We start from the raw sequence: 1,280 nt of genomic DNA on the forward strand, positions 1-1,280 counted from the left end.
CGCGAGGGTCACGTCGGAGGCTCCTTGAGATCGATTGCGACCAGATCGGCTTGGATCGGATCGGATCGGCTTGGATCGGATCGGCTTGGATCGGCTCTGTGACGGCTCGTACGGGCGCCCGGTCCGAGGCCCACGTCATCGTGCTGAGGGCGGGTGCGGCAGTCAAGGGTTGTGCTCGGGCAGCGTGGCGCGGCGCGTGATCCGGCCGGGGCCGGCGGGGGTACGTACGCACAGGGCGGCGCGCCCCGCCATGCCGCCCCGCCGCGCTGCCCCGCCACCCGGCGCGGGGGCCGCGTGCCGGGCAGAGGACAATTGACGTGATCGACTCAATGGCCTGCGGAGGGTACGGCGTGGCGGACGCGGCATTTACGGAACAGCGGGCGCGCGAGCTGCTCGCGGCGGCGGGGCTGCCCGGCCTCGCGGCCGACGCGGCGCTGGTCGCGCTGGGCGAGAACGCGGTCTTCAGCGGGCCGGACCTGGTGGCCAAGGTGGGGCGCGACGCCGAACTGCTGCCGCGCGCCGCGCGCGAGCTGCGGGTGGCCCACTGGCTCGCCGAGCGCGGCATCCCGGCCGTACGGGCGGCCGAACCCGAGGTCCGTACGGCCGAGGGCCGCCCGGTCACCGTCTGGCACCGGCTTCCCGAGTCCGTACGCCCGGCCGGCCCCGCCGATCTCGCCGGCCTGCTGCGGCTGGTCCACGCGCTGCCGTCGCCCGGACCGGCCGACGGCGGCGAGCTGCCGCGGCGGGAGCTGCTCGGCGGCGTCGAGCGCTGGCTGCGGCTGGCCGGCGACGCGATCGACCCGGCCGACGCGGCGTATCTGCGTGAGCGCCGCGACGGCTTCGCCACCGCGGCCGCCGCGCTGACCCCGCACCTGCCGCCGGGCCCCATCCACGGCGACGCGCTGCCGCGCAATGTGCACGTCGGCCCGGACGGACCGGTCCTGGTGGACCTGGAGACGTTCTCCGGCGACCTGCGCGAGCACGACCTGGTGGTGATGGCGCTCAGCCGCGACCGCTACGGGCTCGCCCCGGCCGCGTACGACGACTTCGTCGCGGTGTACGGCTGGGACGTGCGCGAGTGGGACGGCTGCGCCGTGCTCCGCGGCGCGCGCGAGACCGCCAGCTGCGCCTGGGTCTCCCAGCACGCCCCCGGCAACCCGGCCGCCCTCGCCGAGTTCCGGCGCCGCGTCGCCTCGCTGCGCGACGGGGACCCCACGGTGCGCTGGCGACCTTTCTGACGTCTGACGCCTGACGGGCGCGCCGCAGGCCCTGCCCTCATG

At 76.5% G+C, this 1,280-nt stretch carries 1 protein-coding gene; it reads left to right on the forward strand.

Annotated elements, in window-relative coordinates:
* Window positions 1–329: 329 nt before the first annotated feature.
* Window positions 330–1,238: a phosphotransferase enzyme family protein gene (locus tag ACFU99_RS44005; RefSeq protein ID WP_384404452.1), complete on the forward strand. Its 909-nt coding sequence runs from the start codon at window positions 330–332 to the stop codon at window positions 1,236–1,238.
* Window positions 1,239–1,280: the final 42 nt, after the last annotated feature.

It is taken from the genome of Streptomyces sp. NPDC057654 (genome assembly GCF_042800135.1).
Taxonomy (GTDB): Bacteria; Actinomycetota; Actinomycetes; order Streptomycetales; family Streptomycetaceae; genus Streptomyces.